The following is a 26529-nucleotide window of genomic DNA, read 5'->3' on the forward strand; positions in this document are numbered from 1 at the left end:
GCGCAACCGGGCCGCCCCGATATGCAAACGCACGGAGGCAGGCATGGCTGGCCAAAGCTCGGCCGCGGTGGCGCGGACCGGAAACAATCCCTTTCTCCGCCTGGTCGCGGCAATCTCGACATTCGCAGGATGGTGCGCGGCCGCGATGATCGTCGCGGCGGTGATCATCACCTGCCAGATGATCTGGGTGCGCTCGGTCTTGAACGGATCGACCATCTGGCAGACAGAGGCGGTGATCTACCTGGTGGTGACCGCAACGTTGATCGGGCTGTCCTATGTCCAGCGCCTGCGCGGGCATGTGAATGTGGACCTTGTGCCGCTGTCCCTGCCCCCGCGCCTTCGCATGGCCATGGCCGTCGTCACGCTTACCCTGTCCATCGCCATCGTCGCGCTGATGCTGTTTTACGGCTACGAATACTGGCATTTCGCGTGGGATCGCGGCTGGCGGTCCGACACGGTCTGGGGGGTGAAACTCTGGATCCCATACCTGGCACTCCCGGTCGGGTTCGCGCTGTTGCTGTTGCAGCTCGTGGCCGATCTCGTGGCGCTTTTGACCGGGGTGGATAAACCCTTCGGCATCGAAGAGCCCAGCCCGACACCATCCAAAGGAGCCGTCTGAATGGACCCGCTGACGCTTGGCGCATTGGTTGCCTTCATGACGATCTTCGTTCTGTTTTCCGGCGTTTCGGTCGCCCTTGGCCTGCTGATTGTCTCTGCCGGTTTCCTGCTGGTCTTTGACGGGATGCGCTCGCTGGAGCTGATGCCGGAAATCCTGTTCGGCAAGCTCGACAATTTCGCGCTGCTGTCCATCCCGATGTTCATCATCATGGGGGCGTCCATCGCCTCGACCCGCGCGGGCGCAGACCTGTATGAGGCGCTGGAGCGCTGGCTGACCCGGGTGCCCGGCGGTCTGGTGATCTCCAACCTCGGGGCCTGCGCGCTCTTTGCGGCCATGTCCGGATCCAGCCCCGCCACCTGTGCGGCCATCGGCAAGATGGGCATCCCCGAGATGCGCAAACGCGGCTATCCTGATGGCGTGGCGGCAGGCTCCATCGCGGCGGGCGGCACGCTGGGCATCCTGATCCCGCCTTCGGTCACCATGATCGTCTACGGCATCGCCACGGAAACCTCGATCGGGCGGCTGTTCCTTGCAGGCGTCATTCCGGGCTTCATGCTGATGGCGCTTTTCATGGCCTGGGCGCTGTATTCCACGGCCCGCTCTGGTGACCGCGACAAGCTGACGGCCCGCAGTTACAGCTGGGCGGAACGGTTCGAGATCCTGCCCCGCGTCCTGCCTTTCCTCTTCATCATCCTTGGCGTGCTTTACGCGATGTATGGCGGCATCGCCACGCCGTCGGAAACGGCAGCTGTGGGCGCGCTCCTGTGCCTTGTGATCGCCATGGTGATCTACAAGCTGTGGAACCCGCGGGACCTGTGGGTCGTGCTGCGCGACAGCACCCGCGAAAGCGTGATGATCCTCTTCATCATCGCGGCGGCCGGCGTGTTCAGCTACATGCTGTCGTCTCTCTTCATCACCCAGTCCATCGCGGCATGGATCGGAGAGCTGGAGGTCAACCGCTGGGTGCTCATGGCTGCGGTGAACGTCTTTCTGCTGATTGCAGGTTTTTTCCTGCCCCCCGTCGCAGTCATCTTGATGGCAGCCCCCATCCTTCTGCCAATCATTCAGGCAGCCGGGTTCGATCCGATCTGGTTCGCGGTCGTGCTGACGATCAACATGGAAATCGGCTTGATTTCTCCACCCGTCGGATTGAACCTCTATGTCATCAACGGGATCGCGCCGGATATCTCCTTGCGCACGATCCTTTTGGGGTCCCTGCCCTTTGTCGGCTGCATGGTGGTGGCAATCGTGCTGCTATGCGTGTTTCCGGGGCTGGCGACCTGGCTGCCAAACATGGTTATGGGACCGGGATTATGAGCATCTTTGCCGATCTGCTGAGCAATGTCTTTGACCGCCGCTACCGTTTCGGCCTCGCACGCGAGGACGACCGCCCGCTGTCAGAGTTGACAGCCGACCTTGTCAGCACGGCCGGCGACGTCACCGGACAGGCCGTCGCACGCCAGATCCTCGACCGCTATGCCGGGTGGAATGATGACGAAAAGCGCGCCTTTTTCCATCACCTCGCCAGCGAAATGGACCTTGATCCCGAAGCGGTGCGCAGCGCGCTTGACGCTTACGAGGTCGCCCCCGGCAAGGCCAGCTACCGCAGCTTCATGGCCGCCGTTGAACCGCCACGGCAAGAGCTTATCCGTCGCCTCAACCAGGTGCCCGGTGCCACGCGCCTTCTGGTGATGATGCGATCCGATCTGTTGCGGCTGGGGCGCGACGATGATGCGCTGATGGCACTGGACATCGATTTCCGCCACCTCTTTGCCTCGTGGTTCAATCGCGGCTTTCTGGTGCTGCGCCCGATCAGCTGGGAAAGCCCTGCGCATATCCTTGAAAAGATCATCGCGTACGAGGCCGTGCATGCCATCGACAGCTGGGACGACCTGCGCCGCCGCCTGCAACCGGCCGACCGGCGGTGCTTTGCCTTCTTTCATCCGGCCGTGTCGGATGAACCCCTGATCTTCGTGGAGGTCGCCCTGACACAAGGCGTGCCCGGCTCCATCCAGGCGCTGCTGGCCGAAGGACGCGACCCGTTGCCGCCCGAACAGGCCAATACGGCGGTTTTCTACTCGATCTCCAATTGCCAATCGGGCCTTGCGGGCATCAGTTTCGGCAATTCGCTGATCAAGCAGGTGGCGTCGGATCTTTCCACCGAACTGCCGGGGCTGAAGACCTTTGTCACATTGTCCCCCATCCCGGGATTTGCCCGTTGGCTTGCGGATCAGCACCTGCCGCAAGAGACAGAGGATGGCACTGCACTGCGCCAATTGGCGGCTTATTACCTGACCCGCGCGAAACGCGGCAATGGCAAACCGCTTGATCCGGTGGCCTCTTTCCACCTTGGAAATGGCGCGCTGGTTCATGCCGTTCACGCAGACGCGGATGTATCGCCCAAGGGGCGGGCGCAATCGCACGGGGTCATGGTGAACTACCTTTACGATCTGTCCAGAATATCCCAAAACCACGAAAAATTCGCCAGCGATGCCACCATCGCCACATCGAACGAGCTGCGCAGCCTTGCGCAGGTCGGCGAGACCATCTTGAAGGAAGCCGCACAATGAACCCGCTCTACGACCGTTTGTTCGGGGCCCATGAAGGCAAGTCCACCCCCTTCCTGCTGTTGCCATCGGGCCGGGTGCTGACCCATGACGATTTCCTCAGGATGGCCGTGCGGTTTGCGCATGTGCTGAGCGATGCGGGCCTCAGGCCCGGCGACCGGCTGGCCGCCCAGGTGGAGAAATCCGCGCAGGCGCTGGCGCTTTATGCTGCATGCGTGCAGGCGGGCGTCGTGTTCTTGCCGCTCAACACGGCCTATACGCGCGATGAACTGGCCTATTTCATCGAAAATTCAGGGGCCAGACTGGTTGTCGCCGACAACGCGAAAGAGGCGGATCTGCGCCCCATGGTCGAAGGGCTGGACGCCCGGATGCTGACGCTGAACGGTGATGGCACAGGCAGCTTGCCCGAGGCAGCAGATAGACAGGCCGAAACCTTCCCGACCGCAGAGCGCAGCGCCGATGATCTGGCCGCCTTCCTCTACACCTCCGGCACCACGGGCCGGTCCAAGGGTGCGATGCTGACGCAGGCCAATCTTCTGTCCAATGCTGAAACGCTGGTGGAGTATTGGCGCTATACGCCGGACGACGTGCTGATGCATGCGCTGCCGATCTTTCACACGCATGGTCTGTTCGTTGCGTCCAACGTCACGCTTCTGGCCGGGGGAGCGATGATTTTTTTGCCGAAGTTCGACCTCGATACCATCATTGCGCGCCTGCCCGAGGCGACCACGATGATGGGCGTGCCGACCTTCTACACCCGGCTGCTGGATGATGACCGTTTCAATCGCGATCTGACGCAACATATGCGGCTCTTCATTTCCGGTTCCGCACCGCTGCTGGCCGAAACGCATATCCGGTTCGAGGAGCGTACCGGCCACCGCATCCTTGAACGTTACGGGATGACAGAGACAAACATGAACACTTCCAACCCCTATGAGGGGGAGCGTCGCGCGGGCACGGTTGGCTTCCCCCTGCCCGGCGTGGAGCTGAAAGTGACCGATCCCGACACGGGCGCAGAGCTGCCGCGCGGCGAGGTCGGCCAGATCGAAGTGCGCGGGCCCAACGTCTTCAAGGGATACTGGCAGATGCCCGAGAAGACCGCAGCCGAACTGCGCGCAGACGGGTTCTTTATCACCGGTGATCTGGGCGTTCAGGACGACGAAGGCTATGTCACCATTGTCGGGCGCAACAAGGATCTGATTATTTCGGGGGGCTACAACATCTATCCCAAGGAGATCGAGCTGGTGCTCGACGATCAGCCCGGCGTGATGGAAAGCGCGGTCATCGGCGTGCCTCACAAGGATTTCGGTGAGACAGTGCTGGCCGTGGTCGTGGCCGGGGCCGGGTCCGCACCGGACCTTGATCAGCTGCAATCGGCCTGTGCAAAGCAGCTTGCCCGTTTCAAGCATCCCCGCAAGATCGTCCTCGTGGACGCTTTGCCGCGCAACACGATGGGCAAGGTCCAGAAGAACCTGCTGCGGGATGAATACCAGAACGCCTTCGCCGAGGGCTGAGGCATTTTCCCAAGTGGGCTGACTTGCATGACGATCGGCCCATTGCGCAAACCTACGCGGGCGCCCGCATAGCCAGCCAAAGGCTGCATGCCACCTTCGGCCCCTCTGGATCGGGGTGCGCAGGCGCATCTCTGCCCCTCGCGGCGGCTACACCCCTTCGATGCTGAATTCCGGCGCGCCTTTCCACACCAGCTTCCAACTCGCGCCCGGGCGCACGTTCTGGATGATGCCGGGGTCGAAGGCGACAAAGCAGCGCCCGCCCTCGTTGCGCAGCGATGGGTATATCAGCCCGCGGTGGTCCTCGCCGCGCAGCTCGGTCGCAAGGGCTTGCCCCGCCGGGTATCCCGTCTCCGGATCGGGGTCCAGCGCGGGGTGCGCCTGACCGTGCAGATCCGGGAAGTCACCGATGAAATCGGCAAGCAGTTCGACGTAGCGCGCCTCGTCCTCATACCTGCCGATGAACCCCAGCTCGCGCGTGCGGTGATAGCCAACCTCCTGCGCACTGGTCATCATGTCCCACGCGCAATACCACGCGCCCCGTTCGCCCGTGTTGAAACGGTTTCCCGTGGGCCGCGTATAGGTGAACGCTGCGTTGATATGGGTTTGCCCGTAGAGTTTCAGGTCATGCGAGCGGCGCGCGAATGCCAATTCCCGCCTGTCCAGCGCGGGGCTGCCTTCACGTTCGGCGATCAGGCGGGCGCTGGTCTCTCCTTCAAAGGCAGCAAGCACAGCGGCCTCTTCATCTGAATCCACAAGCCCGCGCAGGACGGGCGGTTTGTGATAGGTTTCCGAGATCATCCGCACAAGCGCACGGTCGTTCAGAGAGGTGATCCTCACATCCCACCCCGCAGCGCATCGGCATAGGCGCGCACGCGCAGGATTTTGGGAAGCCCCCCCGAGATCATCGCATCCACCGGCCGCGCACCATCGAATTCCGGCCCGCTATTGGGCAGCTTCACCCAGTCGCGCGATATGGGTTCGTTGAAATAAAGCTCCAGCGACTTGAACAGGCCGACAAGCGCGCTGAGACGCAGCATCTGATCCTGGGTAAGATCGCCGGCATATCCCGGCTTTTTCGCCCGTTTCCACGTGGATTCCGACATATCCGCCAGCCCTGCCGCCTCGCGCAGGGTCAAAGACCATGCCTCTGCAATCCGCGCGAATGCCTTCAGCGCGACGGCCTGCCGATCCGGCGCCGGACGCTCCATCACAAGGTTTTCCATGGGACGCTCCCTATCATTCTCCACGCAAGATAAGTCCATGTGGATGAATTTTCAAGTCCATATGACCACTGATGTCCAAAGTGGCGGAATTTTCCTTACCAAGAAAGACAGGGAATCAAGTCGTTCCGGCCTCTCATCCGGCGCGCCCCTGAAGCAACCCAAAGGCGTATATGGCAGCGTAAAACAACCAAAACCATAGATGCCGCATCAAAGTCCCGCACTCGGGTCGCACCTCTCGCGCCTTCGCGCCTCACGTCACAAAACCTTTGCCAAACTGTCACAAGCACTTCGCAAACCGCTGAGATTTGCCACGGGCAGAGCCGTGCCACTGCGGCCAAAGCCCTCAGGAGATACTCATGCTCGACTCGAAAAAAACCGCCCTCTTCGGGGCGTCGCTGTTCGCCCTTTCGACCGCCGCATTCGCACAAACGCAAACGATGGACCTGCCGCAGGCCTCCAGCGCGTGGTTCACAGCCGGTCAATCCCATATCGAGGCCATGCTGGCCCGGCAGGCAAAGACCGGCAAAGCCAAGAACGTGATCCTTCTGGTCGCGGATGGCAACGGCGTCGGCACCAACTATGCGCTGCGGCTGTTTGATGGGCAGCAAAAGGGCATGCTGGGCGAAGAAAACGTGCTTCCCTACGAGACCACCGACTGGTGGGCCGCGCTGGTCAAGACCTACAACATCAACGCCCAGACACCGGATTCCGCCCCGACCGCGGGTGCGATGAATACCGGCGTGAAGCAGCGTTTCAACCTTATCAACCTGAATGAGAACGGCATTCACGGCGATTGCGCGACCGTCGAGGGCAACGAATTGACCACCTTTGGTGAAATCGTGACCGGGATGGAGAAATCGGTTGGTGTCGTGTCCACCGCACGCATCACCCATGCGACCCCGGCGGCCACCTATGCCAAAACCGCCGACCGCAACTGGGAAGACAGCGTTCCCGAAGGCTGCACCGCCCAGAAGGACATCGCGGCCCAGTTGATCGACGCGATCGAAGCCGGCACTTTTGATCTGGCCATGGGAGGCGGTCGCCGTCACTTTGCCCCTGAAGGTGTGACCACCGAGGAAGGCAATGCAGGTCGCCGCAAGGACGGCGTGAACCTGATTGAAAAGGCAAAGGACATGGGCGTCCAATATGCCTGGAACACCGAAACCTTCGGCCAGCTTGGCAATGACGCACCGGTTCTGGCCCTGTTCAACGACAGCCACATGGAATACGAGGCCGACCGCGCGGATGAGGACGAACCTTCGCTGGCGGATCTGACCCGCCGCGCCATCGAATTCCTCAGCCAGAACGAAAACGGCTATTTCCTGGAAATCGAGGCTGGTCGCGTGGACCATGCCAACCACGACGGCAACGCCGCCCGCGTTCTGCGTGACGGTGTCGCCTTTGCCGAGGCCGTGGCCCTTGCGGATGAGCTGACCGATGACGAGGACACGCTGATCATCGTCACTGCCGACCACGAGCACGCCATCGCGTTCAACGGCTATTGTGGCCGTGGGTCCGACATTCTTGGCCTGTGCTATGACGTGGCCAAGGAAGGCGACAAGCATTCGGACGAGCCGCTGCTTGCCGATGATGGCAAACCTTACACGGTCATCGGCTACCTCAACGGTGTCGGATCGGTGCTCAAGCAGATCGATGGCGGCAACGACTATTCCGGCGCCCGCCCCGACGTGACACAGGAAGATGCGACCGATCTGGACTATGTCCAGCAGGCGCTGATCCCCAAATCGTCGGAAACCCATTCGGGTGAAGACGTCATGGTCTATGCCAAGGGGCCTTGGGCCCATCTGTTCGACGGCACGATCGAGCAGAACGTGATTTTCCACGTCATGCACCACGCCGTGACCGCGGACTAACCGCCAAGTCGAAATCGACCTGCGGGGCCGCGTTTCGATGCGCGGCTCCGTTCCCGTTCAGAATATCCCGGTGTTGAGCGCGGAATGCCGGACGGCCCGCGACAAGCAGCCCGTATTTCGCACGCTTGTCAGACCGCACGCGTCAAAAGGATCACTCATGGATCGTCGCCAGTTTCTTTACGGTTCTGCATGTGCAGTCTTCCTGCCCAACGTGGCGTGGTCGGAACCGATCAAGCTTCGCGAGCTTTACAACAAGAACAAGAGTTTCTCTGACACCGCGCTTCGGCTGGAGGGCAGCAAGATCGAAGTGCGCGGCTACATGGCCCCGCCACTCAAGGCTGAGACGAATTTCTTTGTCCTTACCCGCCGCCCGATGGCCACCTGCCCCTTTTGCGAAAGCGAGGCTGAATGGCCGTCGGACATTGTCGCGGTCTACGCAAAGCGAAAGATCACGCCGCTGCCCTTCAATGTTCCGATCATCGCCACCGGCAAATTGGAGCTGGGCACTTACAAAGATCCGGAGCTTGGGTTCGTCAGCCGCCTGCGCCTGACCGACGCGAAATTCGAGCGCGCCTGATGCTGCATGTCACCAATCTGTCGCTGACCTTCGAGGATGCCGCGCGCACCCGTTTCAAGGTTCTGGATATCCCGCGGCTGGACGCCAGGCCCGGGGCGCTGCTGGTGCTGACCGGGTCGTCGGGTTCCGGCAAGACGACGCTTCTGAACACGCTTTGCGGCATGCAAGCCGCCGATGAAGGCCGGATCGACTGGGCCGGTCAGGAGATATCATCCCTGTCCGAAACCGCCCGTGACAGATGGCGGCGCGATCATGTCGGGCTGGTCTTTCAGGATTTCCACCTGATCGAAGAGCTAAGCCCGCTGGACAACGTGCTTGTGCCTGCGTGGTTCTCGCGGTTTCGCGCCGGTAAGCTGCGGCAGCGGGCAAAGGGCTTGCTGTCCGATCTGGGCGTGCCCGCATCACGGCGGCGCCTGTCAGAGCTGTCGCGTGGCGAACGGCAACGCGTCGCCCTTGCCCGTGCGCTGCTGTTCGATCCGCAGATCCTGCTGGCGGATGAGCCCACGGCCTCGCTTGATCGCGCCGCCGGTGCTGCCGTCATCGAAACGCTGCGCCGTCTTGCGCAGGACGAGGGGCGTTTCGTCATGGCCGTCAGCCATGACCCCGCGCTGATTGCCGCCGCTGACCGCCTGATAGAGCTGGCGCGCGGACGCCTGCGCCAAGAGGTGCCCGCATGAACCCGTTCCCCATCGTTCTGGCCCTGTTTCGCAAGACCTGGCTCACCTCTGCGCTGTTTCTGCTGCTCATCGCGATTGCCATGGCGCTGGGGGTTGCCATCATCGCGCAGGAACGCAGCATGCGCGAAGGATCGGCGCGTGCATCCGATCCGTTTGACCTGATCATCGCAGCCCCCGGCAGCCGCACGGAAATCCTGTTCAACGTCGTGTATCTGCGCCCCTCCGCCGTTGAACTGATCGCCGCCGAAACGCTGTCGAAAATCCTCGCCGACCCGGCAGCGGAATTTGCCGCCCCGATTGCCTTTGGCGACAATGCCGAAGGTTTTCCCATCATCGGCACCACCCGCGATATGGTGCGCCACCTGACAGCCGGTGCCATCGAAGGCGCGATGTGGCAGCACGAGGACGACGCCATCATCGGCGCGAACCTTCCCTTCGAGATTGGCGAGACCATTCATTCCGCACATGGTCAGGGCGGGATCGGCGCGGAGGCTTCGCAGCAGGACGACCATGACGATGAAGACAGCCATGGCGGCCTGCATGTCACCGGGCGCATGGCCCCGACCGGAACGGCCTGGGATTCTGCCGTGCTTGTCCCGATCCAATACAGCTGGTCCACCCACGCCCTCATGGCACCGGATCAAGGCGTTCCCGGTGAGCTGACCCCGGACGGGCCGCTTGGCCCCGTCCCGGCTGTCGTGCTCAAACCGCGCGGTCTGGGCGATGCCTACTGGCTGCGCAGCCTTTGGCAAACCGACCGGACAACCGCCTTCTTCCCGGCCGAAGCCTTGACGGAGATCTATGCCTATATGGGCGATGTCCGGCGCATCATGTCGGCCCTGACCACGGCCACCCAAGCACTGGTGATCGCGGCCATCCTGTCCGGGGTCATCGCGCTGATGCAGCTTTACAGTGCGCGGCTTGCCTTGCTCAGGGCCTTGGGCGCCACGCGGAGCTATATCTTTTTGGTCATGTGGATCTATATGGTCGGCCTGATCCTTGCCGGCGCTGTGCTGGGCCTTGCCTCTGGCATGGTCACGGCGCGCGCCATCTCTGCCATCTTCGCGAATGAGACCGGGCTGAGCCTGTCGGCACGCATCGGGTGGGCAGAGATACGGCTGACCCTCATCGTCATCGGATTGGGCGCGCTGCTGGCCGTGGTCCCTGCCCTCACGCACTTTCGCAAAGCGTCGCTTTCGCAGCTGCGCTGAGCCTGACCCCGCAAACTGAGGCCGGGGGCGGTTCCTGCCGGTACGCCCCTCCCCGTGGCGTCCTGCAACCGCCCCCGGACGTCACAAAACCTTTATGGAACTGTCACCTTTGGGTCATGCACGCTTGGTTGAAAGCGGCGTTTACACTCTCTTGGGGAAGACTTCATGTCATTCAGACTATTTTGCACGACATCCGCCTTGGCGCTTGTCGCAACGACCGCTGCCGCGGAGATGAATTTCAACCGTATCAGCAGCTTTGCCACCATGGCGAACAACGCAGACCCGGCGGCGGAATCCTCGGCCGAGATCATCAGCGCATCCGCCGATGGCATGACGCTGGCCTATTCCGACAGCCCCCTGGGCGCCGTTGGCTTCATTGACATCTCCGACCCCACAGCGCCTGCCGCCAAGGGCAGCATCGATGTCGGCGGTGAACCCACCGCCGTGTCGATCATCGGCACGACCGCCTTCGTCGGCGTGAACACGTCCGAAAGCTACACCAAGCCGTCCGGCCTGCTGAAGGCCTATGACATCAACACCATGGACGAACTCGCCGTCTGCGACCTGGGCGGTCAGCCCGACAGCACCGCATCGGCCAGGGATGGCAGCTTCATCGCCGTGGCCATCGAAAATGAAAGAGACGAAGACGCGGGTGACGGCCGCACCGGTCAGGCCCCCGGCGGCTATGTCGTGACGCTGAACGTGGCAGAGGGGCAACCTGTCTGCGACAGCCTGAACAAGATCGATGTCACCGGGATGGCCGAAATTTCCCCCGAAGACCCCGAGCCTGAATTCGTCGACATCAACGGGCTGGGTGAAATCGTGGTCACCCTTCAGGAAAACAACCACATCGTCGTGATCTTCAAAGACGGACAGATCTACAACCATTTCTCTGCCGGTGCCGTTGATTTGGACCAGATCGATGCCACGGACGAACGGGGCGCGCTGATCTTTGACGAAAGCCAGAAAGGTCGCCTGCGCGAGCCGGACGGGGTTCAGTGGATCGACGACACCCATTTTGCCATCGCCAACGAGGGCGACATGGATGGCGGCGCACGTGGCTGGACGATCTTCAACAAGGACGGCACCGAGGTTTTCGAAGCGGGCAACAGCTTTGAGCATGCGATCATCCAGACCGGCCACTACCCCGACAAACGCTCTGACGCGAAAGGGGCAGAGCCAGAGGGCATGGAATTCGCCACATTCGGCGACACGCCTTACGCGTTCATCCTGGCAGAGCGCGCCTCGACCGTGGGCGTCTATGATGTGAGCGATCCGACAGCGCCCGTCCTCAAGCAGATGCTGCCCTCGGGCATCGCCCCCGAAGGCGCCATCGCGATTCCGTCCCGCAACCTGTTCGTCACCGCGAACGAGGCCGATCTCATTGAGGATGGTGGCGTGCGCAGCCATGTCATGATTTATGAATATCAAGAGGCCCCTGCCGCCTACCCGCAGCTGACCTCTGCCGGTGCTGACACGCTGATCGGCTGGGGTGCGATCTCTGGCATGGTCGCTGGCGAAGACGGCATCGTCTACGCGGTCAATGACAGCTTTTACGGCTACCAGCCCACGATCTTCACCATCGACACGAATGTGACGCCCGCCCGGATCACCAAGGCGCTGCCGGTGACCCGCGCAGGCCATGCCGCGCAGAAGCTGGACCTTGAAGGCATCACGCTGGACGGCGAAGGCGGCTATTGGCTGGCCTCCGAAGGGCGCACGGACCGCGTGATCCCGCATGCGATTTACCACGTCAACGCCGATGGCGAAATCGAGGCAGAGATCAGCCTTCCGGCAGAGTTGCTGGCCGTCGAAAAGCGCTTTGGCTTTGAGGGTATCACCAGGGTCGGCGACACGCTTTGGATGGCGGTGCAACGCGAATGGGCGGATGACCCGGCCGACCACGTAAAGCTGGTGGCCTACAACATTGCCTCCAAGGAATGGGGCGCTGTTCACTACCCCAAGGCTGCGGCGGAGACCGGCTGGGTCGGCCTGTCCGAGATCGTCGCGCAGGGTGATTTCTTCTACGTGGTCGAGCGTGACAACCAGATTGGCGCGGCTGCCAAGATCAAGAAGGTCTACCGCATTCCGGCCGCCGAAATGGTGCCTGCCCCCCTTGGCAGCGTCTTGCCAGTGGTCAGCAAGGAAGAGGTGCGCGATCTGATCCCCGACCTCGCGGCCAATGGCGGCTATGTCGTCGACAAGGTCGAAGGTCTGGCAATCTTTGCGGATGGCACGGCCTGGATCAGCACCGATAATGACGGTGTCGATGACAGCTCTGGCGAGACGTTCTTCTGGTCCCCCGGCCGTTTCTGAACCACTGAAATTGCATACAGGCGGCGCGCGGGTCAAACCGCGCGCCGTTTCTCATGTACCTGCCCGTTTCCGCTTCAAGATGCCGGTCGCCCGTTGCGCCCGGCATGTGGGCTCAACCGCCACGCCGCCGGACGATGCGATTGCGCTTTTAACGCCACCAAATTGATGTTTAGCATTGTTCCGACGCGGTTGCGGCATCCAGGCTGACGGAGAGGGTACATGAAGAAATCAGCGCCCCGGTTGGGTGTGGATATTGGCGGCACCTTCACGGATGTCGTACTGGAGGCCGAAGGGCAGATCCACTCCACCAAGGTGCTGACGACCTATGCCGCGCCGGAGGACGCGATTGTTGACGGGCTGGCGCAGGTCTGTGCAAAGGCTGCGATCACGCCCGCCGAGATTGGCCAGATCATCCACGGTACCACCCTTGCGACGAATGCGCTGATCGAACGGCGGGGCGCCAGGACGGCGCTGATCACCACGCAAGGTTTCCGCGATGTGATTGAGATGCGCACCGAGTCCCGGTTCGAACAATACGATCTGAACCTCACCCTGCCGGAACCGCTCTTGCCCCGCCAGATGCGTTATACGGTCCGCGAGCGGGTGGATGCGCTGGGTCAGATCCTGATCCCGCTGGAGCGTGCCGAGGTGGAAGCGCTGGCCGACGAGATCGCCGAAGGTGGCTATGACAGCGTCGCGGTGGGGCTGATCCATTCCTATCTGAACGACACGCATGAGCGGATGATCCGCGAGGTGCTGGCCGAAAAACTGCCCGAGGTGATGGTGTCGATCTCTTCCGAAGTTTCGCCGCAGATGCGCGAATACGAACGGTTCAACACGGTCGTCGCCAACGCCTATATCAAACCGCTGATGAAATCCTATCTCGGTCGGCTCGAAGGGCGGCTGCGGGACGAGGGCGTGGGTTGCAACATCTTCCTGATGCATTCCGGCGGCGGCATCATATCGCTGGAAAGCGCGGCTGAATTCCCGGTGCGGCTGGTGGAATCCGGCCCCGCGGGTGGCGCTGTCTTTGCCGCCAATATCGCGGCGCGTTACGGTCTGGACAAGGTCCTGTCCTTCGATATGGGCGGCACCACGGCCAAGATCTGCCTGATCCGGAACCAGACCCCCAAGACCAGCCGCGTTTTCGAAGTGGCGCGCACCTACCGGTTCAAGAAGGGGTCTGGCATGCCGATCTCGATCCCCGTGATCGACATGGTGGAAATCGGCGCGGGGGGCGGATCGCTCGCCCATGTCGACAGCCTGCGGCAGATCCGCGTGGGGCCGGAATCCGCCGGATCCGAGCCCGGCCCGGCCTGCTATGGGCGGGGTGGGACAAAACCCGCCGTCACGGATGCCGACCTGATCCTTGGCAAGCTCGACCCCGACAATTTTGCAGGCGGATCGATCCGGCTGGATGCGGACAGTTCGGCTGCGGCGCTGACCTCGGTTCTGGGGGAGGTGCTGGACATGGATGCGCAGACCTCTGCCTTCGGGCTGTGCGAGGTGGTGGACGAGAACATGGCCAATGCCGCCCGCGTGCATGCGGTGGAGAATGGCGAGGACCTGTCGGAATACACCATGATCGCCTTTGGCGGCGCGGCGCCGCTGCACGCCGGCAGGCTTTGCGAAAAGCTGGGCATCGACCGGCTGCTGGTTCCGCCGGGGGCGGGTGTGGGCTCTGCCATCGGGTTTTTGCGCGCGCCCTTCAGTTTCGAGGCCAACCGCTCTGTCTACATGAAGCTGTCGGATTTTGACGCCGATAAGATCAAGGGCTTGCTGACGGATATTCGGGCAGAGGCCACCGCATTCGTCCGCAATTGCGACCCGGAAAGCGAGATCCTGTCCGAATTCAAGGTCTACATGCGTTATTCCGGGCAGGGCTGGGAAATCCCGATCATCCTGTCCGAAGAACAGGCGATGGCCCCTCGGCGCACAAGTTTCGAACAGCTTTTCGAGCAGGACTACACACGGCTTTTCGGTCGGCCCGTCGCGGGAATGGATGTGGAAATCACCGTCTGGTCGGTGAATGCCACCACCCCGCCTGAAACGGTTGCCCGGACCCCCGAAACCACGGGCGCCGCCATGGCACCTGTCTGCGGGGAAAGGCACGTGTTCGACGCGGCCACGGGTGCGGTTGTTGAGGCCCGTCTGGTGCAGCGCAATACCATGGAAACCGGGCAGATCGTCCAAGGCCCCGCAGCCATTACCGAGGATGAAACGACGATCATCCTGCCTGCCAGCCGCCGCGCGATCCGCCAGCAAGACGGATGTATCGACATCCGGCGCAAAACCTCAGCGGAGGACAAGGCATGACGAATGAGCATTCCAACGTCGCCTATCAGGTCATGTGGAACCGGCTGATCTCGGTCGTGGAAGAGCAGGCGCAGGCGCTTGTGCGCACCGCCTTTTCCACCTCCGTCCGCGAGGCGGGGGATCTGTCTGCCGGGGTGTATGACGTTCAGGGCAGGATGCTGGCCCAGGCCGTGACCGGCACGCCGGGGCATGTGAATGCCATGGCCGATGCGGTCGCGCATTTCATCCGGCGGATCGGGCGTCAGAACATCTTTGAGGGCGATGTTTACGTCACCAACGACCCGTGGGAAGGCACCGGCCACCTGCATGATATTACAATGGTCAGCCCGTCCTTTCACAACGGGGTGCTGGTGGGGTTCTTTGCCTGTACCGCCCATATCGTCGATATTGGCGGGCGCGGGTTCGGCGCGGATGCGGCCAGCGTCTACGAGGAAGGGCTTTACCTGCCCATCATGAAATTCGCCGAACGTGGCACAGTGGATGAAACCCTGATCCGCATCGTGCGCGGCAATGTCCGCGAACCCGATCAGCTGGTGGGTGACATGTATGCACTGGCCACCTGCAACGAGATCGGCCACAGGCGTCTGACCGACATGATGGATGAATTCGGCCTCGTGGATCTGGCGGGGATCGCCGCCTTCATCCTCGACAATTCCCGTCGTGCCATGATCGAACGGATCGCCGCCCTGCCCCGCCAGACCGCCAGCGGAGAGATGACGGTGGACGGGTTCGACACGCCGATCACCCTGCGCGTGAAACTGACCATCGCGAAAGATCACATCCTGACGGATTTCGAAGGCACCTCGGGGCTCGACAAGAAAGGCATCAACTGTCCGCTGGTCTATACAAAGGCCTATGCGTGCTATGCCCTGAAATGCGCCATTGCCCCCGAGATTCCCAATAACGCCGCCTCGCTGGAGCCGTTCCGGATCTCGGCGCCAGAGGGTACCATCGTCAACGCCGTCCACCCCGCGCCGGTCGCCCTGCGCCATATCATCGGGCATTTCGTGCCGGACACGGTCTATGACGCGCTGGACAAGATCCTGCCCGGCGTCGTGCCTGCCGAGGGCGCGGGCTGTCTGTGCAACTTCCAGGTCTCGCTGCGGCCCCGGTCAGATGCCCCTGCCCCGAAAAACGCCCTGCGCTCGGAGGTGCTGACCTTCAATTCCGGCGGATCCGGCGCGCGGCCCGAGCATGACGGGCTGAACGCCACGGCTTTCCCCTCTGGCGTGATGACCATGCCGATCGAAGCCACCGAACATGCAGGCCCGGTGATCATCTGGCGCAAGGAGCTGCGTCCCGATTCCGGTGGCGCCGGCAAGCAGCGCGGCGGGCTGGGCCAGTATATGGAAGTCGGCGCCCGCGAAGGGCATGAGTTCGACTTTCAGGCAATGTTCGACCGGGTCGAACATCCCGCGCGTGGACGGCGCGGCGGGCATCCGGGCGCGCCAACGGCAATCGCACAGGATGACGGATCGCCCATGCGCGGTAAGGGCAAGCAATTCGTCCCGCATGGGCGCCGGGTGATGCTCTCCCTTCCCGGCGGGGCGGGCTATGGCGACCCGAAGGACCGGCCCGAGAAGGCCGTCAAACGCGACCTGCTGCGCGGCTATATCACGGCTGACGCCGCGCGCCGCGACTACGGCCTCAGCAGCACTGATATCGCCGAGGTCGAAGCTGCCATTCGCGCAGGAAAGGATAGTGCATGACCGCTGATTTGCAGGCCCCGAACCACGCCAGCTATGACATCGTCATCATCGGTGGGGCGATCATGGGGTCGTCCACGGCCTGGTTCCTGACAGAGCAAAAGGATTTCGACGGCCGCGTGCTGGTGGTGGAGCGTGACCCGACCTATCAGAACAGCTCTACCATGCACACGAATTCCTGCATGCGGCAGCAATTCTCGAACGAGCTGAATGTCCGCATCTCGCAATTCGCCGCCGATTTCGTAAAGAACCTGCGCAGCTATATGGGCGGGGACGAGCGCGCGCCCAACCTGTCGATCCACAATTTCGGATACATGTACCTGGCCGATAACGAAGGCTTTGCCAATGTCCTGCGCGAGAACCAGAAGGTTCAGCTGGCAGCAGGTGCCGCGACAAAGCTGATGACACCCGATGACATCCGGCGCGACTACCCGTTCTACAATCTGGATGACATCGTTCTGGGGTCGATCAACCTTGTGGATGAAGGGTTCTGGGACGGGACGGCCGTGTTCGATTGCTGGCGCAGGCAGGCCCGTGAACGCGGCGTGGAGTATATCCGCAACGAAGTTGTCGCCATGACGAAGAACCCGGCCGGCACAAGGATCGAAAGCGTGACGCTGAAATCGGGCGAGGTTGTCTCTTGCGGCAAGGTTCTGAACGCTTCGGGGCCGCGTGCCGCGCGGACCTCTGCCATGGCCGGGATTGACCTGCCGGTGGAGCCGCGCAAACGCTTTACATGGGTCTTCTCTGCCGAAAAGCCACTGGACCGCGATCTTCCGCTGACAATCGATCCGTCGGGCGTTCACGTGCGTGAATATGGCGGCGGAACGTATCAATGCGGGGCGCATACCGCGATTGACCCGGCTGTGGATTACGACGATTTCGCAATGGATCACACCCTGTGGGAGGATCACGTCTGGCCCATCCTGGCCACCCGCATCCCGCAATTCGAGGCCATCAAGGTGCAAAGCGAATGGGCGGGGCATTATGCCTACAACACTTTTGATCAGAACGCGATCATGGGGCCCCACACGGATGTGGAAAATTTCTTCTTCCTCAACGGGTTTTCCGGCCACGGGTTGCAGCAATCCCCCGCCATGGGGCGCGGCACGGCAGAGCTTCTGGTGCATGGCGAATATCGCAGCCTTGACCTGCGCCCCTTCGATTACGAAAGGCTGGTGCTTGACCGGCCGATCCTTGAAAAGGCAATCATCTGAACGCGGTATCCTCCGCCCCCTGCTTGACCTTCCGACGACAAAGAAAGCCTGACCGACATGAAAAAGCTTGTTCTTACCGGCGCTGCCGGACGTTTGGGTTCCTACCTGCGCGAGCCCCTCTCGAAGATGTGCGAGGAGCTGGTCTCTACCGATCTCGCAGAGGATATTGGCAAGCTCTATCCCGGCGAGCGCTATGTGGCAGCGAACCTCGAAAGCCTGGACGCCATGGTCGATCTGCTGGCGGGGGCGGACATGGTTGTTCACTTCGGCGCCATCGGCGACGAGGCCCCGTTCGAGACATTGCTCGGCCCGAATTTCATCGGCGCCTATAACGTCTGGGAGGCGGCCTATCGCAACGGCGTGCGCCGGGTGGTCTATGCCTCGTCCATCCACGCGGTCGGCATGCACCCCAAGACCGATTTCATTGGCACCGACGCCCCGCACCGGCCCGACACGTTTTACGGGTTGGCCAAGTGCTTTGCCGAAGACCTCGCAAGCATGTATTGGGACAAGCGTCAGGTGGAGGCCGTCTGTCTGCGCATCCTCTCTTGCGCACAGGTTACCAACCCCCGCGCCGTGGGATCCTGGCTCTCCTATGATGACCTGATCCAGCTTGTGCAGCGGGCCATCGACACGCCTGTCACCGGCTTCAGCGTGATCTACGGCGTGTCCAACAATGACCGCGCCCCGGTCGACAATGCCAAGGCTGCCTTTCTTGGCTATCGTCCCAAGGACAACGCGGAACAGTTTGCCGAGGCCGTCTTTGCCGAAGCCGGGCCGCTCGACCATCAGGACCCGGGCAACATGTGCCACGGCGGGCCCTTCGCCTCGGTCGAGCTTGGCAATAGCGGCGTCGCGACCATGAATATTGTGGATGACCGGAAAAAGACCTGACCGCGCCATCACAGGGGCCCTGCAATTGCGATCTGTGCTGCGGCGCAGTCCCGGCGCTATCAAACCGTGTCCGCAAAGGCGCCCGTGGCAGGCGCGTTCTTGCACCCTGCCATCCGGCCTGTCCGGGGCCGTGGGCAGGCTGTTTGCACGGCATTGCGAGATCTGGGATAACGCGCAGAAAGCGGCGCGCGGGCAAGGGGGTCGCCGGATAAACAGGACGATCAGCCCCATTGCACGCAACCGAAAATACTACGCCCCGATTGACCCGGAAGGTGGGCACTGACCCGCTACCCTGAGAAGGAAAACTGTCATGGCAGAGCTGCAAAGAAAACCCTTCGGCACGCGCGGCAAGGTGCACCAGATCACGCCGGAAAGCGCAGGCTGGCGCTATGTCGGTTTCTCGCTTTATCGGTTACGGGCGGGCGATACCGCGTCGGAGGTTACAGGCGACCGGGAAGTGATCCTCGTGATGGTCGAGGGCAAGGCCAGCATCACCGGCGCCGGGCAGGACTGGGGTGTCCTGGGCGACCGGGCAAACGTTTTCGAGAAGACCCCGCCGCATTGCCTCTACCTGCCAAACGGCACCGAGTGGGAGGCTACGGCCACGACCGATTGCGTGCTGGCTGTCTGCTCTGCCCCCGGCACTGGCGGGCACGCGCCACGCCGCATCGGCCCTGACGGCATCACGCTGACAGAACGCGGCAAGGGCACGAATACCCGCCATATCAACAACATCGCGATGGAGAACGAGGATTACTGCGACAGCCTGCTGGTCACGGAAGTCTTCACCCCCGCAGGTCATTGGTCCTCTTACCCCAGTCATCGCCACGACGAGGATGACTTTCCCCGCATCACCTATCTCGAAGAGACATACTACCACCGTCTGAACCCCGCTGACGGGTTCGGCATTCAGCGCGTCTATACCGATGATGGCAGCCTTGACGAGACGATGGCTGTGAAAGACGGCGACGTGGTGCTTGTGCCGCGCGGGCATCACCCCTGCGGTGCGCCCTACGGGTTCGAGATGTACTACCTGAATGTCATGGCCGGGCCGCTGCGCAAATGGCGCTTCGTGCCTGCCCCAGAGGTCGACTGGATCATGAAACGCGACGCCTGAACGCCGCTTGGCGAGCCTGGCTCAGCCCGATGCCCGCGCGTTCCAGATGGTGGGGACAGCCTGCTCAGGCGTTGCTTTGTCGGGCCGCGATAAAACGTTCGCCCAGCTCCAGCGTATACCGCTCCAGCTCTGCCAGCACGGCGTCGGCCCCGGTTGCATCGCGCGCCTCGATCGCGTCGGCAAGCCGTGTGTGCAACTGGACGATATGCCCGCGCGACCGGGCGCTGAAGGTGATCATGTTCATCAACGGCTGCATGGCTTCCACAGCGCCGGCAAGCTGATAGGACAGGATCGGGTTGGACGCCGCATCCACAAGCGCACGGTGAAGGGCAACGTCAGAGGCGCAGAACGCCTCGTCGCTGAGTTCCGGCTGGCTCTGGCGGTGGATCTCTGCCCGCACTGCCGCCAGATCATCGGCAGAGCGGCGCTGCGCGGCAAGCGCGGTGCAGGATTTCTCCATCGCGTAGCGCGCCTCGCAGGCGACCTTGAAATCAACCTCGTTGATCGACAAAAGCAGGGTCGATGTCGTGGCGTGCTGGGCTTGAGCCTCGCCGTAAGACAGCCGCCGGACAAACGCGCCGCCAAACGCCCCGCGCTCCGTGCGGATCAGGGATTGCGCGGCAAGCCGTTTCAACGCTTCGCGCACGGTCGGGCGCGACACCTCGAACGTCTCGGCCAGATCCGATTCGGAAGGCAGGCGATCATCAGCCGTCAGATGACCCTCCAGGATTGAATCCCGAATCGCCTTCGCAATCTGCGCCGGCAGGTCTGAACGTTGATTTTGCTTGTCTCTTTTCATTTGTCTTACATTTAATTGTCAGGCATTTTAATCCCACGCCACGGCATGAAATGCAAGAAAGGAGGAGGTCCCTTGCTCGCATTGCGTATCAGATCATTGCGCGGAACGCATTGGCTTGCCTTTTTTGGCGGCATTCTGCTGTGCTGGGCGCTGCTTTTCAGCATGGCTCTACCGGCAGATCTGCGTGATCTGGAGGCGACCTACGGCGCCTCGATCATCGAGATCCTGTGCAGCGGTGGGTTGGGCGCATCCGGGTTCCTGTCGTCCTTCGCGATGTGGGCATTGATGAGCGCCGCCATGATGGCCCCCACCGCCCTGCCCGCCTTTGCGACATATGACGATCTGGGCAACGTTGCCGCGACCGGCTTTGGCAAGTTGCTGGGCGGATACCTGACGGCATGGGCCGGATTTTCTGCACTGGCCGCCCTGGCGCAGGTCAGCCTTTACGAGCGTGGCCTTATCGGCGGATTGGGGCAAAGCGTGTCTCTCCCCCTGACTATGGCCCTGTTGATCGGCGCGGGCCTTTACCAGTTCAGCGCATTAAAAGGCGCCTGCCTGTCTCGCTGCCGCGCGCCATTGGCGTTTTTCATGCAGCACTGGGACGAAGGCCCGTTTCGCAACGGGCTACGGCTGGGGCTGGATTGCGTCGGCTGCTGTTGGGCGCTGATGCTTCTGGGATTTGTTGGCGGCACCATGAACCTGGGCTTCATGGGCTTGGCCATGGTGTTGATGACATTGGAAAAACTGCCCGAAATCGGGCGCTACCTGACAAAGCCGCTTGGCGCGATGCTGATCGTCGCCGGGTGTGCATTACCCCTATTTTAAGACGGAGGAGACCCAACCATGGCATTGGACGCCACCACCATTCCCGAATGGACGCTCAAGGGCGAATTGATCCTGAACTGCAACTGCACGGTGTTCTGCCCCTGCGTGGTCAGCCTGGGAAAACACCCGCCCACCGAGGGCTACTGTCAGGCATGGGTCGGCATCCGCATTGACGAGGGGGCTTTCGGTGACGAAATCCTGTCTGGCCTCAATGTCGGGCTGATCATGGATATTCCGGGCAATATGGGGCGCGGCAACTGGAAGGCCGCCGCCTATATCGACGAACGCGCAAGCGAGGCCGCCTATGACGCGCTGGTCGCGATTTTCAGCGGTGCGGCGCGCGGCACGACGGGCCTGTTCGGCATGCTCGTGTCGGAATTTCTGGGTGCCGAACGCGCGCCGGTGTCGTTCGAGACTGAAGGTGCCACACGGCGGCTGATGGTGGGCAAGAAAATTCAGGGCGAGGTCGTGCCCGTGACGGGAAACGGCGGCAAGGAGATCGTGATTTCCAACACCGATTACTGGATGGGGCCAGACATTACCGTCGCCACCGCCACCAAGGCGCGCGTCCGGGCGCATGGCCGCGTCTGGGACTTCGAAGGGCGGTCTGCCGAGATTTGCCAGATCGACTGGCACGGGCCGCGCTAGGGGCGCAAACAGGTTTGCCGGGGCGCGTGGACGGTCTGCAAAGCCGACCCCATCGCCCCCGCATCACGCTACTGGAGTAACCACAGATGGCGCTTATCTCTCCTTCTCGCCGGCTGCGGCGCACCCCCTTTTCCGATGGCGTAGAGGCCGCGGGGGTCAAGGCCTATACGGTCTACAATCACATGCTGCTGCCGACGATGTTCCGGTCTATCGAAGAAGATTACCGGCACCTGAAAGAGGCCGTGCAGATATGGGATGTGGCCTGCGAACGCCAGGTGGAACTGCGCGGGCCGGATGCCGGCAGGCTGGTGCAGCTTCTGACCCCGCGCGATCTGCGCTCGATGCTGCCGGGGCAATGCTACTACGTCCCCATCGTGGACGAGACCGGCGGCATGCTGAATGACCCCGTCGCGGTGAAACTGGCCGAGGATCGCTGGTGGATCTCCATCGCCGACAGCGATCTTCTGTATTGGATCAAGGGGTTGGCCTATGGCTACCGTCTTGATGTGCTGGTGGACGAACCGGACGTGTCCCCGCTCGCCATACAAGGCCCGAAAGCCGATGATCTGATGGCGCGCGTCTTTGGCGATGTGGTGCGCGATATCCGGTTCTTCCGCTTCATGCATCTGGATTTCCAGGGGCGCGACATGGTGGTGGCGCGCTCTGGCTACTCCAAACAAGGCGGGTTCGAAATCTATGTCGAAGGCAGCGATATCGGCATGCCTTTGTGGAATGCGCTGATGGAGGCGGGCCGCGATCTTGACGTGCATGCCGGCTGCCCCAACTTGATCGAGAGGATCGAAGCCGGGCTGCTCTCCTATGGCAACGACATGACCGACGATAACACACCGCATGAATGCGGGCTGGGCCGGTTCTGCAACACCCAGACGGCCATCGGCTGTATCGGGCGCGACGCGCTGCTGCGGGTTGCAACCGAAGGCCCGGTCAAACAGATCCGCGCAATATCCATCGAGGGCCCCGCCGTCCCCGGCTGCGACCGGTATTGGCCGGTCAAGGCAGGGTCAAAGACGGTCGGGCGGATCTCTTCCGCCGCGTGGTCGCCCGATTTCAACACCAACGTCGCCATTGGCATGATCCGCATGACCCATTGGGATGATGGCACCGAATTGACGGTCGAGGCGCCAGACGGTTTGCGCCACGCCACCGTACATGAGAATTTTTGGCTTTAGAAAGGACCGAAATGTTCAAGGCACTGCTTGTTGAAAAGGATGACGAGGGCAAGACCTCGGCCTCTGTGCAGGAAATCAGCGAAGACCGGCTGCCCGAGGGCGACGTCACCGTCACGGTCGAGTATTCGACGGTCAATTACAAGGACGGGCTGTGCATCGGGCCGGGTGGCGGTCTTGTGCGCAATTACCCGCATGTCCCCGGCATCGACTTTGCAGGTACGGTCGAAACCTCGGATGATGACCGCTACAAACCGGGTGACAAGGTGGTGCTGACCGGCTGGCGCGTGGGCGAAAACCGCTGGGGCGGCTATGCCGAAAAAGCGCGGGTCAAGGCCGATATGCTGGTGCCCCTGCCCGACGGTCTGACCCCCCGGCAGGCGATGGCCGTGGGCACCGCCGGCCTGACCGCCATGCTGGCCGTCATGGCGCTGGAGGATCAGGGCATCAAGGATGGCCCCGTGCTGGTGACCGGTGCCGCGGGCGGCGTTGGCTCTGTCGCGACCGCAATCCTTGCCAATCTCGGCCATCAGGTCGCCGCCGTGACCGGCCGACCGGAGCAGGAGGACTACCTCAAAAGCCTTGGCGCAACCCAGATTGTGGCCCGCGAAGAACTGACAGAGATGACGCGCAAACCGCTTGAGGCAGAGGTCTGGGGCGGCTGCGTCGATGCTGTGGCAGGTGCCATGCTGGGCCGCGTGCTCAAGCAGATGCAATATGGCAGCTCTGTCGCGGCGATCGGTCTGGCCGGCGGTGCCGCGATCGAGGGCGCGCTGATCACGCCTTTCATCCTGCGCGGCGTGAACCTGCTGGGCATCGACAGCGTGATGCAGCCCTACGAGAACCGCGTTCGCGCGTGGCAGCGCATTGCCAAGGACCTGCCGATGGACAAGCTGGAGGCGATGGTCCAGCCCGCGACACTTTCGGACCTGCCGGGCCTTGGCCGCGACATCCTGAAAGGTCAGGTCAAGGGCCGCGTCGTCGTCGACGTGACGGCCTGACACGCTACATCAACCTGCGCGGCGGCCATAGAAGCCGCCCGCAAACCAAAGGAGGCACCATCTGAGCATTTAAGTATATTTCTTGGGAGGAAATCATGACTTTAAGACCAGATCCGACATTCTACCCGTCTGCCAAGCTGGCGATGGAAGGGCCGGTCGAAACGCTTGCCTTCACCCTGATGCTCAGCCCCGACGGCTCTCAACCAGACGGGCTTGCCGTGGTGGATGTTGATCCGAACTCCAAGACTTACGGCCAGATCCTGCACAGCCTGTTCATGCCCAACAAGGGCGACGAGTTTCACCATTTCGGGTGGAACGCATGCTCCTCGGCCCTGTCGCCGCTGACCGGCCATGCCTTTCTTGAACGGCGTTACCTGATCATCCCCGGCATCCGGTCCTCGCGCATCTACATCATCGACGTGAAGGAGCCGCTCAAGGCCAGCATCCACAAGATCATCGAACCCGAAGAGCTGTTCGAGAAGACCGGCTATTCCCGCCCCCACACGATCCATTGCGGCCCCGAAGGCATTTATGTCTCGACCCTTGGTGGCGCAGGCAAGGATGGCACGGATGGCCCTCCGGGGATCTTCATCATGGATTGCGAAACATTCGAGATCTTGGGCCGGTACGAGATGGACCGCGGCGCGCAGGACAAGCATTACGATTTCTGGTGGAACCTGCCGCGCGACTACATGGTCAGTTCCGAATGGGGCCTGCCGCCGCAGTTTGAGAACGGCATCGTACCCGAGGATCTTCTTTCCAACAAATACGGCCACTCGATCCATTTCTGGGATCTGCGCGGGCGCAAATGCACGCAGACCATTGATCTGGGCGAGAACCACCAGATGGCGCTGGAAATCCGCCCCGCGCATGACCCGGCCAAGCAATACGGGTTCTGCGGCGTGGTCGTCGACACGACCAATCTGCAAGGCGCGATCTTCACCTGGTGGCGCAACGAGGATGGCACATTTGAGGCCAAAAAGACCGCCACTATTGACCCGCAACCCGCCGATGCCGATGACCTGCCCGAACTTCTGAAGGGCTTTGGCGCGGTGCCGCCGCTGGTCACCGATATCGACCTCAGCCTTGACGACAAATACCTTTATGTCGCCTGCTGGGGTACGGGCGAGATGCTGCAATTCGACGTCTCTGACCCGATGAACCCGATGTTGGCAGGCAAGGTCGAACTGGGCGGCATCGTCAAGAAGAACCCGCACCCCAATGGCAAAGCCTTTGGCTACGGTCCGCAGATGGTCGAGATCAGCCGCGATGGCAAACGCGTCTACTGGACCAACTCGCTGTATTCCACATGGGACGACCAGTTCTATCCGGGCGAACGCGGTGCGGCGATGGTCATGGCGGAATGCGGCGAAAACGGCGGGCTGACTTTGGCCAAAGACTTCTGGGTCGACTTCCCCGAAGGCTATCGCAGCCACCAGATCCGGCTGGAAGGCGGCGACTGTTCGACCGACAGCTTCTGCTACCCCTCCGCCTGACGTGGACGGCATGATCGATGCGGCGGCCCTTTGGTGGGCCGTCGTCGGCGTGGGCATCTATCACGGCATCAACCCCGGCATGGGCTGGCCCCTTGCCGTGTCATCGGCACTGATGGAGGGCCGCGCCGCTGCCCTGCCAAAGGCGCTGCTGGCGCTGGCCGTGGGGCATTTCCTGTCGATGACCCTGATCCTGCTGCCATTTTCGATGATGGCGGCACTGGTGTCGTTCGAACGCGAGATCCGCATCGCGGCCGCGCTGATCGTGATCGGAATGGGGCTTTACCTGCTGATCAACCGCCGCCATCCGCGCTTTCTGTCGCGCGTGCCGCCCTCGCGTCTGGCGCTGTGGTCCTTTCTGGCGGCACTTGCACATGGGGCCGGGCTGATGCTGGTTCCGATGTATCTGGGCCTGTGTCAGACGGACGCGCTGGATGCAGGGCATCAGGCGGCAACGACCCTGATGGCCAGCAACCTTGGCACTGCGCTGATGGTTGCGGCGGTCCACACGGCGGCGATGATCCTGTCCGGCGCAATTCTGGCCGTTGGCGTCTACCTCTGGCTGGGGTTGCGGTTCCTGTCCAAAAGCTGGTTCAACCTCGAAATCCTCTGGGCGGTGTCTTTGGTCCTTGTCGGGGTGATCGGGCTGCTCGGCGCTTACCAAAGCGGCTGACCCGTCAATTCCCCCAAGACACGCCACCACCAACCAACGCGCCAAGTACTGCCGGAACAATCGCGCCCATCGGGT

23 protein-coding genes are annotated in these 26529 nt (G+C 62.2%); 20 read left to right on the top strand and 3 right to left on the bottom strand.

Annotated elements, in window-relative coordinates:
- Positions 1-43: 43 nt before the first annotated feature.
- The 4 genes from EDD52_RS01010 to EDD52_RS01025 are packed head-to-tail and all read left to right on the top strand — an operon-like array spanning position 44 to position 4700.
- Complete coding sequence (locus EDD52_RS01010; RefSeq protein ID WP_132241164.1) at positions 44-619, top strand: TRAP transporter small permease; 576 nt, start codon at positions 44-46, stop codon at positions 617-619.
- Complete coding sequence (locus EDD52_RS01015; protein WP_132241165.1) at positions 620-1936, top strand: TRAP transporter large permease; 1317 nt, start codon at positions 620-622, stop codon at positions 1934-1936.
- Positions 1933-3189 carry a malonyl-CoA decarboxylase gene (locus EDD52_RS01020; protein ID WP_132241166.1) on the top strand — a complete coding sequence of 419 codons (1257 nt, stop codon included), beginning with the start codon at positions 1933-1935 and terminating at the stop codon, positions 3187-3189. The genes EDD52_RS01015 and EDD52_RS01020 overlap by 4 nt, the downstream gene beginning before the upstream one ends.
- Positions 3186-4700, top strand: coding sequence for a malonate--CoA ligase (locus EDD52_RS01025; RefSeq protein ID WP_132241167.1), 1515 nt, complete (start codon positions 3186-3188; stop codon positions 4698-4700). The genes EDD52_RS01020 and EDD52_RS01025 overlap by 4 nt, the downstream gene beginning before the upstream one ends.
- A gap of 147 nt (positions 4701-4847) precedes the next feature.
- Here EDD52_RS01025 and EDD52_RS01030 read toward each other — a convergent pair whose 3' ends face one another.
- Together EDD52_RS01030 and EDD52_RS01035 are read right to left on the bottom strand one after the other, a co-directional pair.
- Entirely contained in the window at positions 4848-5537 is a 690-nt protein-coding gene (locus EDD52_RS01030) for an RES family NAD+ phosphorylase (protein ID WP_132241168.1), read from the bottom strand.
- Complete coding sequence (locus EDD52_RS01035; RefSeq protein ID WP_132241169.1) at positions 5534-5923, bottom strand: antitoxin Xre-like helix-turn-helix domain-containing protein; 390 nt, start codon at positions 5921-5923, stop codon at positions 5534-5536. The genes EDD52_RS01030 and EDD52_RS01035 overlap by 4 nt, the downstream gene beginning before the upstream one ends.
- Positions 5924-6279: 356 nt before the next feature.
- Between EDD52_RS01035 and EDD52_RS01040 the strand changes: the two genes are divergently transcribed.
- The 10 genes from EDD52_RS01040 (at position 6280) to iolB (ending at position 19828) form a co-directional block, all read left to right on the top strand.
- Complete coding sequence (locus EDD52_RS01040) at positions 6280-7797, top strand: alkaline phosphatase (protein ID WP_132241170.1); 1518 nt, start codon at positions 6280-6282, stop codon at positions 7795-7797.
- A 157-nt stretch (positions 7798-7954) separates the two neighbouring features.
- A complete protein-coding gene (locus EDD52_RS01045; RefSeq protein WP_132241171.1) occupies positions 7955-8374 on the top strand; it encodes a hypothetical protein in 420 nt (139 codons plus the stop codon).
- Positions 8374-9051 (top strand): ABC transporter ATP-binding protein, encoded by a 678-nt coding sequence (locus tag EDD52_RS01050; protein WP_132241172.1) that lies wholly within the window; start codon positions 8374-8376, stop codon positions 9049-9051. Before EDD52_RS01045 ends, EDD52_RS01050 begins: the two co-directional genes overlap by 1 nt.
- Positions 9048-10262 (top strand): ABC transporter permease, encoded by a 1215-nt coding sequence (locus tag EDD52_RS01055; protein ID WP_132241173.1) that lies wholly within the window; start codon positions 9048-9050, stop codon positions 10260-10262. Before EDD52_RS01050 ends, EDD52_RS01055 begins: the two co-directional genes overlap by 4 nt.
- Positions 10263-10427: 165 nt before the next feature.
- A complete protein-coding gene (locus EDD52_RS01060) occupies positions 10428-12578 on the top strand; it encodes an esterase-like activity of phytase family protein (RefSeq protein WP_132241174.1) in 2151 nt (716 codons plus the stop codon).
- Between the two features lie 219 nt (positions 12579-12797).
- Positions 12798-14894: a hydantoinase/oxoprolinase family protein gene (locus EDD52_RS01065; protein WP_132241175.1), complete on the top strand. Its 2097-nt coding sequence runs from the start codon at positions 12798-12800 to the stop codon at positions 14892-14894.
- The gene (locus tag EDD52_RS01070) at positions 14891-16603 is read left to right on the top strand and encodes a hydantoinase B/oxoprolinase family protein (RefSeq protein WP_132241176.1); all 1713 of its coding nucleotides are present in this window, start codon (positions 14891-14893) and stop codon (positions 16601-16603) included. The genes EDD52_RS01065 and EDD52_RS01070 overlap by 4 nt, the downstream gene beginning before the upstream one ends.
- Positions 16600-17817, top strand: coding sequence for an NAD(P)/FAD-dependent oxidoreductase (locus EDD52_RS01075; RefSeq protein WP_132241177.1), 1218 nt, complete (start codon positions 16600-16602; stop codon positions 17815-17817). The genes EDD52_RS01070 and EDD52_RS01075 overlap by 4 nt, the downstream gene beginning before the upstream one ends.
- Before the next feature lie 57 nt (positions 17818-17874).
- A complete protein-coding gene (locus EDD52_RS01080; protein WP_132241178.1) occupies positions 17875-18711 on the top strand; it encodes an NAD-dependent epimerase/dehydratase family protein in 837 nt (278 codons plus the stop codon).
- A gap of 310 nt (positions 18712-19021) precedes the next feature.
- Entirely contained in the window at positions 19022-19828 is an 807-nt protein-coding gene (gene iolB / locus EDD52_RS01085) for a 5-deoxy-glucuronate isomerase (protein ID WP_132241179.1), read from the top strand.
- A 64-nt stretch (positions 19829-19892) separates the two neighbouring features.
- Here the strand turns inward: iolB and EDD52_RS01090 are convergent, their stop codons facing one another.
- Positions 19893-20627: a FadR/GntR family transcriptional regulator gene (locus EDD52_RS01090; RefSeq protein WP_132241180.1), complete on the bottom strand. Its 735-nt coding sequence runs from the start codon at positions 20625-20627 to the stop codon at positions 19893-19895.
- 72 nt (positions 20628-20699) lie between these two features.
- Here EDD52_RS01090 and EDD52_RS01095 point away from each other — a divergent pair, with 72 nt between their 5' ends.
- The 6 genes from EDD52_RS01095 to EDD52_RS01120 all read left to right on the top strand — a co-directional run bounded on the left by EDD52_RS01095 (position 20700) and on the right by EDD52_RS01120 (position 26454).
- The gene (locus EDD52_RS01095; protein WP_243651802.1) at positions 20700-21452 is read left to right on the top strand and encodes a DUF2182 domain-containing protein; all 753 of its coding nucleotides are present in this window, start codon (positions 20700-20702) and stop codon (positions 21450-21452) included.
- Positions 21453-21470: 18 nt separating this feature from the next.
- Positions 21471-22100, top strand: coding sequence for a DUF1326 domain-containing protein (locus EDD52_RS01100; protein WP_132241181.1), 630 nt, complete (start codon positions 21471-21473; stop codon positions 22098-22100).
- Positions 22101-22186: 86 nt separating this feature from the next.
- Positions 22187-23290: a dimethylsulfoniopropionate demethylase gene (locus EDD52_RS01105; protein WP_132241182.1), complete on the top strand. Its 1104-nt coding sequence runs from the start codon at positions 22187-22189 to the stop codon at positions 23288-23290.
- 11 nt (positions 23291-23301) lie between these two features.
- Positions 23302-24288 carry an oxidoreductase gene (locus EDD52_RS01110; protein WP_132241183.1) on the top strand — a complete coding sequence of 329 codons (987 nt, stop codon included), beginning with the start codon at positions 23302-23304 and terminating at the stop codon, positions 24286-24288.
- 95 nt (positions 24289-24383) lie between these two features.
- Entirely contained in the window at positions 24384-25784 is a 1401-nt protein-coding gene (locus EDD52_RS01115; RefSeq protein ID WP_132241184.1) for a selenium-binding protein SBP56-related protein, read from the top strand.
- Positions 25785-25794: 10 nt separating this feature from the next.
- A complete protein-coding gene (locus EDD52_RS01120; protein WP_132241185.1) occupies positions 25795-26454 on the top strand; it encodes a hypothetical protein in 660 nt (219 codons plus the stop codon).
- Positions 26455-26529 lie beyond the last annotated feature (75 nt).

It is taken from the genome of Primorskyibacter sedentarius, assembly GCF_004342065.1.
GTDB lineage: Bacteria > Pseudomonadota > Alphaproteobacteria > Rhodobacterales > Rhodobacteraceae > Primorskyibacter > Primorskyibacter sedentarius.

Bases quoted from the DNA above. Each gene is read 5' to 3' on its own strand.
- EDD52_RS01010 (WP_132241164.1), top strand. From the start codon at position 44: ATGGCTGGCCAAAGCTCGGCCGCGGTGGCGCGGACCGGAAACAATCCC.
- EDD52_RS01015 (WP_132241165.1), top strand. From the start codon at position 620: ATGGACCCGCTGACGCTTGGCGCATTGGTTGCCTTCATGACGATCTTC.
- EDD52_RS01020 (WP_132241166.1), top strand. From the start codon at position 1,933: ATGAGCATCTTTGCCGATCTGCTGAGCAATGTCTTTGACCGCCGCTAC.
- EDD52_RS01025 (WP_132241167.1), top strand. From the start codon at position 3,186: ATGAACCCGCTCTACGACCGTTTGTTCGGGGCCCATGAAGGCAAGTCC.
- EDD52_RS01035 (WP_132241169.1), bottom strand. From the start codon at position 5,923: ATGGAAAACCTTGTGATGGAGCGTCCGGCGCCGGATCGGCAGGCCGTC.
- EDD52_RS01040 (WP_132241170.1), top strand. From the start codon at position 6,280: ATGCTCGACTCGAAAAAAACCGCCCTCTTCGGGGCGTCGCTGTTCGCC.
- EDD52_RS01045 (WP_132241171.1), top strand. From the start codon at position 7,955: ATGGATCGTCGCCAGTTTCTTTACGGTTCTGCATGTGCAGTCTTCCTG.
- EDD52_RS01050 (WP_132241172.1), top strand. From the start codon at position 8,374: ATGCTGCATGTCACCAATCTGTCGCTGACCTTCGAGGATGCCGCGCGC.
- EDD52_RS01055 (WP_132241173.1), top strand. From the start codon at position 9,048: ATGAACCCGTTCCCCATCGTTCTGGCCCTGTTTCGCAAGACCTGGCTC.
- EDD52_RS01060 (WP_132241174.1), top strand. From the start codon at position 10,428: ATGTCATTCAGACTATTTTGCACGACATCCGCCTTGGCGCTTGTCGCA.
- EDD52_RS01065 (WP_132241175.1), top strand. From the start codon at position 12,798: ATGAAGAAATCAGCGCCCCGGTTGGGTGTGGATATTGGCGGCACCTTC.
- EDD52_RS01070 (WP_132241176.1), top strand. From the start codon at position 14,891: ATGACGAATGAGCATTCCAACGTCGCCTATCAGGTCATGTGGAACCGG.
- EDD52_RS01075 (WP_132241177.1), top strand. From the start codon at position 16,600: ATGACCGCTGATTTGCAGGCCCCGAACCACGCCAGCTATGACATCGTC.
- EDD52_RS01080 (WP_132241178.1), top strand. From the start codon at position 17,875: ATGAAAAAGCTTGTTCTTACCGGCGCTGCCGGACGTTTGGGTTCCTAC.
- iolB (WP_132241179.1), top strand. From the start codon at position 19,022: ATGGCAGAGCTGCAAAGAAAACCCTTCGGCACGCGCGGCAAGGTGCAC.
- EDD52_RS01090 (WP_132241180.1), bottom strand. From the start codon at position 20,627: ATGAAAAGAGACAAGCAAAATCAACGTTCAGACCTGCCGGCGCAGATT.
- EDD52_RS01100 (WP_132241181.1), top strand. From the start codon at position 21,471: ATGGCATTGGACGCCACCACCATTCCCGAATGGACGCTCAAGGGCGAA.
- EDD52_RS01105 (WP_132241182.1), top strand. From the start codon at position 22,187: ATGGCGCTTATCTCTCCTTCTCGCCGGCTGCGGCGCACCCCCTTTTCC.
- EDD52_RS01110 (WP_132241183.1), top strand. From the start codon at position 23,302: ATGTTCAAGGCACTGCTTGTTGAAAAGGATGACGAGGGCAAGACCTCG.
- EDD52_RS01115 (WP_132241184.1), top strand. From the start codon at position 24,384: ATGACTTTAAGACCAGATCCGACATTCTACCCGTCTGCCAAGCTGGCG.
- EDD52_RS01120 (WP_132241185.1), top strand. From the start codon at position 25,795: ATGATCGATGCGGCGGCCCTTTGGTGGGCCGTCGTCGGCGTGGGCATC.